The sequence below is a fragment of the Brucella pecoris genome, assembly GCF_006376675.1.
GTDB classification, from domain to species: Bacteria; Pseudomonadota; Alphaproteobacteria; order Rhizobiales; family Rhizobiaceae; genus Brucella; species Brucella pecoris.
On record NZ_VEWK01000033.1, the window covers coordinates 1 to 7,874 of the forward strand.

Genomic DNA, 7,874 nt, shown 5'->3' on the forward strand with positions numbered 1-7,874 from the left:
ATAAGCCTGTCCTCAAGCCTGTGCTTGAGCCTTTCTGCTTATGCCGACGTGTCCGGTCGAAATGGGGGGCAGTTCAAATCCATAGACTGGCAATGACGACTCCGCATAGTTATCGTCAACGCATAATTCCTAAAATCGACCGGCCTGGAAGCTATCAGGATCCGCAAATCCGATCGAAGTGTGATCAAGCTGGCCCCCGTATCGCGCTGAAGACCGTCCGCAACGTATGCTCATCAACGCAGCCTTCGATAACGACGCAAGCGCCGTTCATCTTAATGCGAACAGTCAGTGTCTTCCCCAACAATGGTTGAGGCTGTTCGTCGTCAACTTTCACGATCGGGACAAAACGCATCTCCTCCGCATCCGATAAGCTCTCCCGAGCACAGCGTCGCCAGTAGTGCAACAGGCCTTGGCTGATGCCGTATTGACGCGCGACAGCAGAGACATTCGCGCCAGGCACAAAACTCGCCGCTGTGATCTTGGCCTTTTCATCCGGACTCCAACGGCGGCGGCGATCTCCGCCAGTGATAACCTCTACACGACGCAAACCCAATCGAGCCGGCTCCGCAGCGCCTTGCGCATAGTGCTGATGACCGTCATCAGCACCTTGCGATACAGCCTTATCATCGTCGTCAAATGGTTTCAGATCCATCATTCCCATCTTTCAATCTCGAAGGTGGGAAGTATGCGCGAACTGAAATTCAATAAAATGTGGGGTGCTCGCAATGCTTACCATAGGCCTTGTCCGCACCCAGGGTGACCGCCTGCGGGCGGTCGACACGAGGCACGATCATGTGCAACGCCGCCACCCGTTCGGCATGGCCGCTGGCCTCTGTCAGGCAGGCATCGACCAGCAGGCCATGACGGTTCTCCATCAGACCATGCCCCATGAAGCACAGCTTCGCCTCCTTGCCTTTGCCTTTCTTGTAGAGCCTGGCGTCGGGGTCGGTCGTCGATGCATGCGTCTCGTTGGACCGTCTGTCGCCGTGGAAGTCTGCCTCCTGATTGCGTCCGCCGCCATCTGCCGGCGGCGTACCTGAACCGTCCTTCGGCCTGACGCTCTTCATCGAGGCCCAGGCTTCGATCAGCGTGCCATCGACAGAGAAGTGGTCCGTGGAAAGCAGCCTCTTGACCTTGGACTGCGAAAGGATCGCGCTCAGGAATTTCGCCGCTATATCGCCTTCAAGCAGCCGGTCGCGGTTCTTCGAGAACACCGAATGATCCCAGGCCCCATCATCGATGCCGATGCCGACGAACCAGCGAAACAAAAGGTCGTATTCCAGCCGCTCCATCAAAAGCCGCTCTGAACGGATCGAATAGAAGGCTTGCAGCAGCATCGCACGCAGCAGTTTCTCAGGCGCAATCGACGGCCGCCCGATCGGCGAATAAAGCGCCGCAAACTCTCCGCCAAGCGAGGCGAGCGCCTCGTTGACGATCAATCGGATCGCTCGAAGCGGATGATTGTGCCGAACACGATCTTCGAGATCGACATAACTGAAAAGCTCGCCCGTCCGTGTGTCGCCGCCGCGCATCCATCATCTCCAAAACCCGACCGACACAATGAATCATGCAAAATCATTCTAGGCCAGAACCTTTTTCAACGACCTGCTAAGAGCGCTGGCCCTGTGAGGGAGAGTTAGGGTTCACCTCACAAATTCGCGAAGCATCTCATGACTATTCGGTCGAAATGGGCTGCAGTTCAAAAGCATCATTGTCACGCTGGACTAAGCAGTCATTTCTGCATAACTTAGACTAAACAAACTCCTGCAAATCCGAGTCAGTTCAAACCCAATTCAACTATAAAGTGAAGCTCTTCCCTATGCGCAAATCCGATCAATTCGATGAAGCTTATTTCAAAACAGGATTTGGGCCGAATGCTTACGAGCGTACTGAGGATTGGCTTGCGTTTTACGCTAACATCGTGGATCAAATAGTGCGGTCATTAAAGCCCAGAACAGTTATGGATGCGGGCTGCGCATTGGGAATGATTGTTGAATCTTTGTGGGATAGAGGCGTAGAAGCCAAAGGCGTTGATATATCCGAGTTTGCAATCAGCAAGGTCCGGCCTGATATGCGCGAACACTGCAAAGTGGCTTCTCTTACTGAACCTTTCCAAAATCGGTATGATCTTATCGTCTGCATCGAGGTTCTTGAACATATGCCAGCTGATGACGCGCGATTGGCGATAGCAAATTTTGCGGAGGCTACAGATGTAATCCTTTTTTCATCTACGCCATACGATTTCGAAGAAGTAACTCATGTCAATGTGCGTCCAATACTATCTTGGCTAAAAGAATTTATGGAGTTTGGTTTTGTACCAGACATTCTTTACGATGCATCCTATATCACACCTCATGCAATTTTGTTTAAAAAAGGCGCTCCCCTTTCCGAGGACGTCCAATCTCTAATTTCAGAACATTTACGACTGAAACACATATTAAATGAAAATATTCAAAACTTTAAAAGTAGAAGCGATGCTCTTCAATCGGAACTTCTTCAAGCCCGCAGTGAGGCTATCGAATTACAAAAATATCTATCTCAAGCTGAACAGCAGCAACAACATGAATTGAATCTGAAACAGAATGAAGTACTGCGTCTTCAGCGCGAGATAGAACAAATTCAAATTACTCTCCGCCATGCAAGGGAGCTTCATCAAAGCGAGGCAATCACACTTCATGAACGAATGGTTGCCCTTCAAAATCAAATAGGGCAGATGGAAGGCAGCACATCTTGGAGGATTACGACACCACTACGGCAGGTAGGACGCCGATTACCTCCGAGTTTCAATAATCGCCTACGCCAAATCGCGAAGTTCGGCTATTGGGCGTTAACTCCCCATCGTATGCCAACCCGCATTGAATTTATGAGGAAAAGAAATGAGGCCCTCGCTCTATCCGTAAGTCAACCTTTGATTCCTACTCAACTTACCAATGTAGCATCGTCAGGTGCGTTGATTGAAGCGCAGTTTTCACGTTTGGCACCTTTGCCGATATACAAAGATCGTTCCTCGGAAAAAACTGTAACTGTACTCACTGATAGTGTCGATCGAAACAGTTTGTTTGGCGGGGTCGCCACAGCACTTATCGCCGGAATTTTCGTAGCGAATAAATTAGGAGCGAGGTTCCGCTTAGCTACGCGCACAAATCCACCAGATCCGGCGGTTCTTGGCACTATTATGAAGGCGCATAATATCCAGCTTGATGGTGCTGCAGATTTCTCTCATATCCCATGGGAAGGGTCCAACCCTCTTCCGGTTGGGGATGACGATATCATGCTAACCACATCTTGGTGGGGCACATATTCTGCCCTAGGATCTATGAAGGCAGAGAAAATAATTTATATCCTTCAAGAAGACGAACGAATGTTTTATCCGCATGATGATTCACGGCTAAAGTGTAGCGAGACATTATCCAATCCCAATATATCTTTGCTGATCAATACTGACCTTCTCTATAATCATCTGAAAGAAGGTATGGAGCCACTTGCAAGTTTTTCTGAGCGAGCTGTCTCATTCCAACCTGCCTTTCCGGCATTCCCCAAACCAGATCAGATTGTGCGCTCTGACAAAAAGAGGAACTTTTTCTTTTATGCTCGACCTAACCACGCGCGCAATTTGTACTGGAGAGGATTAGAAGTAATCGACAGCGCTATGCGCAACGGGCTCTTTGCAGATAACGAATGGAACATAAACTTTGTGGGGCAGGGCATTGAACCCCTTAGTCTTCCCGGAGATGTGTCTCCTAAAATTTGGTCTAACCTGTCGTGGTCAGACTATGCCAACTTTGTATCCAAGATGGATTTGGGACTCTCGCTCATGGACACACCGCATCCATCCTATCCACCTTTAGATCTTGCGGCGTCAGGCGCCATTGTTGTAACTAATCAGCATGGTATAAAGAACTCCCTAGAAATATGGTCCAAAAATATCATCACAGCCCCTGCAGACACATTGTCATTGGTAGATGCTCTACGTGTAGGCGCAGAGCGCTCGAAGAACTTATCTGAACGCCACGCTAACTGTATGAACGATAATATTGAGCGGAATTGGGAGGCGAGTCTCGGCATGGCTATTGACCGCCTTTTAAATTTGAGGAATACATAAGCGTGTTTATTACTAACTTTCCTTCAATTCAGTTCGAAGAACCGTGGCTATCAACATACGAAAAAAGGTTATTCCTTCTTGGTCAGAGAAGAAAACGCATCTCTTACTTCTATGAGAATCCAGATACAAGCACGTTCCGCTATCGCGTATTTAACCCTGTTCTAACATTACAAGATGACCATAATAATGATGTAAGTGCTTCTTGGTTTCATCTAGGTGATCTTAAATCCGATATGCGATTTTTGGATAATACCGACGTCCTAGTGTTGTGTAGGGCACGTTACAGTGCTGCGGTCGCGCAACTAATCGCAAGCGCACGAGCAAAGCGTATACCAGTACTTTTTGATTGTGATGATTTAGTCTTTGATACAGAGAGATTGCATTTACTAGTTGACTCCTTAAACCACAATCAGGATGACAATGGAACTTGGGATTACTGGTTTTCGTATATTGGTAGAGTAAGTGCTACGTTACGCCTATGCGACGGGATAATTACCTCTAATCAATATTTAGCAGATCGCGCGCGAGAGTTTATGCCAAAACTCCGTACAGCTGTCGTCCCAAACTATTTGAATCCTCAGCAGCAAGAATATTCTACTAGACTTTTCAATGCGAAACGCTCTTCGAATTGGAATAGAAGTGCTAGCATTCATATAGGTTATTTCAGCGGTTCACCAACTCATTTGCGTGACTTTGCTGTTGCACTCCCAGCGGTTCAACGTTTAATGGAACGCGACCCTAGAATTGTCCTGCGAGTTGTTGGTTTCGGCGCATTTGGAAACGAGTTTGAACGCTTTGGAAATAGAGTTGAGTTTTTCCCATTACAAGATTTTCTAAACCTCCAAAAACTAATATCCGAAGTGGAAATAAATATAGCTCCACTTCAAGAAAATCAGTTTACTAATTCAAAATCTGAATTAAAGTTTTTTGAAGCTGCAATTTGCGGAACATTAACTTTAGCATCACCAACTTACACCTTTAAGAATAGCATTAATCATGAAGAGACAGGATTCCTTGTTCCATCTTATAACTGGGATGATGCTCTAAAACGAGCCATCGAAATCGTGGAAGACAAAAAAAAGTACGCTGAAATAGCTCGATCAGCATTTTCTGCAGTTGAACATCGTTACGGCTGGAATAGACAAACATCGTCAATCATAGATGCTATTTTTTTATGAGAGTGTTGGTTATGGGATGGCCCGCTCTTCCGAGAACATCGAGTATGATGTCTCGTCATTGAAGGAAGAGGAGCCAGATCATGACGATTTCGATACTTGGCATTGACCTGCTACGGAACTTTCCTCCAGCGGTGGCTAGAGTCAGGGTTGTTCTTGACGTGCTCCCGATAAATTAGGCCATTTAGCAGGCCGTTGAAGAAGTCTCTCGTTTGGCATTTAGAATTGCCTCATCGCCATTGTGAAATGCAACTGTGATCGCGATAGAGCCGTCGTCGAGCAATTCAGCGTGACCGTCGCCGGCAACTTCATCCATTTCGTCGTAACGGCCCGATTGCTACCGCCTGTTGAAGCAAGGCCTCGTGACGTAAGACACGTCTTTAGCGACGTCGTTAATGACGTGTCTTGAGATTGAGGTATACGATGCGGATGGAGATACTGGGCCACGAACGCCGACGTCGGTGGCGGATGACCTGCCACTGAGAATATCCTCCAGAATGGATTAGAGTCCGGCCCAATAAAGGACGGACGAATGAAGAAGCAGCGATTTACAGAAGAGCAGATTATTGCGGTGCTGAAGGAGCAGGAGGCAGGCATGAAGGTGGCCGACCTGTGCCGCAAGTATGGGATTTCGGACGCAACATTTTATAACTGGAAAGCCAAATACGGCGGTATGGAGGTGTCCGAGGCGAAGCGGCTGAAGGCACTCGAAGAAGAGAACGCCAAGCTTAAGAAGCTGTTGGCCGAGCAGATGCTCGATGCCGCCGCACTCCGCGAGCTCCTCGCAAAAAAATGGTAGGGCCTGCCGCCAAGCGTGAAGCTGTCATGCATCTGAAGGCCGTCATGGGTCTTTCGGAGCGGCGGGCCTGCCAGATTGTGTCTGCTGATCGCAAGATGATCCGCTATCGGTCCTGCCGACCGCCGGAGGTCGAATTGCGGGCGAAGCTGCGCGATCTCGCCAACGAGCGACGGCGCTTCGGCTACCGACGGCTGTTCGTCCTGCTCAGGCGGGACGGAGAGCCATCCGGCGTCAACCGCATCTATCGGCTGTATCGCGAGGAAGGGCTTTCGGTTCGCAAGCGGAAGGCTCGACGAAGGGCCGTTGGCACGCGTGCGCCGATCCTGGTCGAGGCGAAGGCAAATGCCCGTTGGTCTCTCGATTTCGTGCACGACCAGTTTGCATGCGGGAGACGGTTCCGGGTCCTCAATATCGTTGATGATGTGACCCGTGAATGCCTGGCAGCAATCCCGGACACCTCAATCTCCGGCCGCCGTGTCGCACGGGAGCTGACGACGCTGATCGAACGACGCGGCAAGCCCGGAATGATTGTCTCCGATAACGGCACGGAACTCACCTCGAATGCCATCCTGGCCTGGTCGAAGGATCACAAGGTCGAGTGGCATTACATCGCGCCGGGAAAGCCCATGCAAAACGGCTATGTCGAGAGCTTCAACGGACGAATGCGTGACGAATTGCTCAACGAAAGCCTGTTCTTCGGCCTCGAACATGCCCGAAGCGCCATCGCTGAATGGGCAGAGGATTATAATCATTTCCGGCCACACTCATCGCTCGGTTATCAGACACCGGCATGCTACGCCGGAATTATCGCCGCAACCGGCTCCAACGCTGCGCAATATGAAAGCTTGGCGTTTCCGCCGGTTGCTACCAACACGCCAATTGGCGTAGTCAAAACCGCCGAGGCTCTAATCGCCGTTGGATGAAAGTTCAGTGGCAGGTCACGGACCGAAAAGAAGCTTGCGATAGTCAATTCGGTTGGGGTTGATGGCGCGACAGTCACAGAAGTTGCGCTCCGTCACGATGTATCGCGCCAACAGATTTATATGTGGCGTAGTGAGTTGAAGAGGAAGGGACTTCTGCTTCCCTCGCCGGAGCCCTTGTTTCTTCCCGTTGACATGACTGCCGCTCCGCTTGGCTCTGAGCCGAATAGCTCCGTCGATGCTTCATCCTCAATGGTTGAATTGCAATTGCGCTGCGGTCGTCGACTTTGTTTTGACAGCCAAATGGAAGGTGCGGTGTTGACGCGGCTGATCCGGGCGGTGGAACGTGAGCGCGACGAACATCCCACCTTTTCTTTTGTGAATGATGCCGCGAGATAAGCTCCTTCATTGATAGGAGCGGACCGGGATGATTGGAGATCGCGCTGATGCCATGCTTGAAGACATGGATGAAGCCAGGCATGAGGGAAAGTATCGTCGGATCGAGGTGATTACCGGCCGGCGGCAGCGGCGGAATTGGACTGACGAGGAGAAGGCGCGGATCCTTGCGGAAAGCGCGGAACCTGATGTTAACATCTCGGCCGTTGCCCGGCGCTGGGGCGTCAATCGCGGCTTGCTGAACGTCTGGCGCCGGGACGCTGGGCTGACCTCTCAACGATCTGCGAGGTCCAGTGCGCAGCAGGCGATGTTCGTGCCGGTGACGGTAGTTGGCGATCGAACGCCGGCTCCAGGCTCGCCGTCAGATGTCGCCCACTTTGCCGCGGGTCGAATTGAGATCGAGATTGCTGGCGCGCGCATGACGGTTATCGGCCCGGTAGCACCTGAACTGGCGCAAGCGATGGTGGCGGCCTTGCGAGGTC

6 protein-coding genes and 1 pseudogene are annotated in these 7,874 nt (G+C 50.6%); 5 read left to right on the forward strand and 2 right to left on the reverse strand.

Annotation, left to right across the window (positions count from 1 at the left end):
- Positions 1–184 precede the first annotated feature (184 nt).
- A complete protein-coding gene (tnpA, locus tag FIB18_RS24210) occupies positions 185–655 on the reverse strand; it encodes an IS66-like element accessory protein TnpA (protein ID WP_140023427.1) in 471 nt (156 codons plus the stop codon).
- A 79-nt stretch (positions 656–734) separates the two neighbouring features.
- Positions 735–1,532: pseudogene (locus tag FIB18_RS24215) on the reverse strand (IS5 family transposase); the annotation flags it as partial.
- Positions 1,533–1,819: 287 nt separating this feature from the next.
- Here FIB18_RS24215 and FIB18_RS24220 point away from each other — a divergent pair.
- The 5 genes from FIB18_RS24220 to tnpA (FIB18_RS24240) all read left to right on the forward strand — a co-directional run.
- Complete coding sequence (locus tag FIB18_RS24220) at positions 1,820–4,102, forward strand: rhamnosyltransferase WsaF family glycosyltransferase (protein WP_140023429.1); 2,283 nt, start codon at positions 1,820–1,822, stop codon at positions 4,100–4,102.
- A 2-nt stretch (positions 4,103–4,104) separates the two neighbouring features.
- Positions 4,105–5,280 carry a glycosyltransferase family 4 protein gene (locus FIB18_RS24225; protein WP_140023431.1) on the forward strand — a complete coding sequence of 392 codons (1,176 nt, stop codon included), beginning with the start codon at positions 4,105–4,107 and terminating at the stop codon, positions 5,278–5,280.
- 529 nt (positions 5,281–5,809) lie between these two features.
- A protein-coding gene (locus FIB18_RS24230; protein ID WP_140023433.1) for an IS3 family transposase occupies positions 5,810–6,999 on the forward strand; the annotation gives its coding sequence in 2 pieces (ribosomal slippage) (positions 5,810–6,062 and positions 6,062–6,999; 1,191 coding nt in all).
- 39 nt (positions 7,000–7,038) lie between these two features.
- Positions 7,039–7,395, forward strand: coding sequence for a transposase (locus FIB18_RS24235; protein WP_140023438.1), 357 nt, complete (start codon positions 7,039–7,041; stop codon positions 7,393–7,395).
- A gap of 28 nt (positions 7,396–7,423) precedes the next feature.
- Positions 7,424–7,874: IS66-like element accessory protein TnpA (gene tnpA, locus FIB18_RS24240; protein WP_140023436.1), on the forward strand; the 451-nt coding region annotated here is incomplete at its 3' end.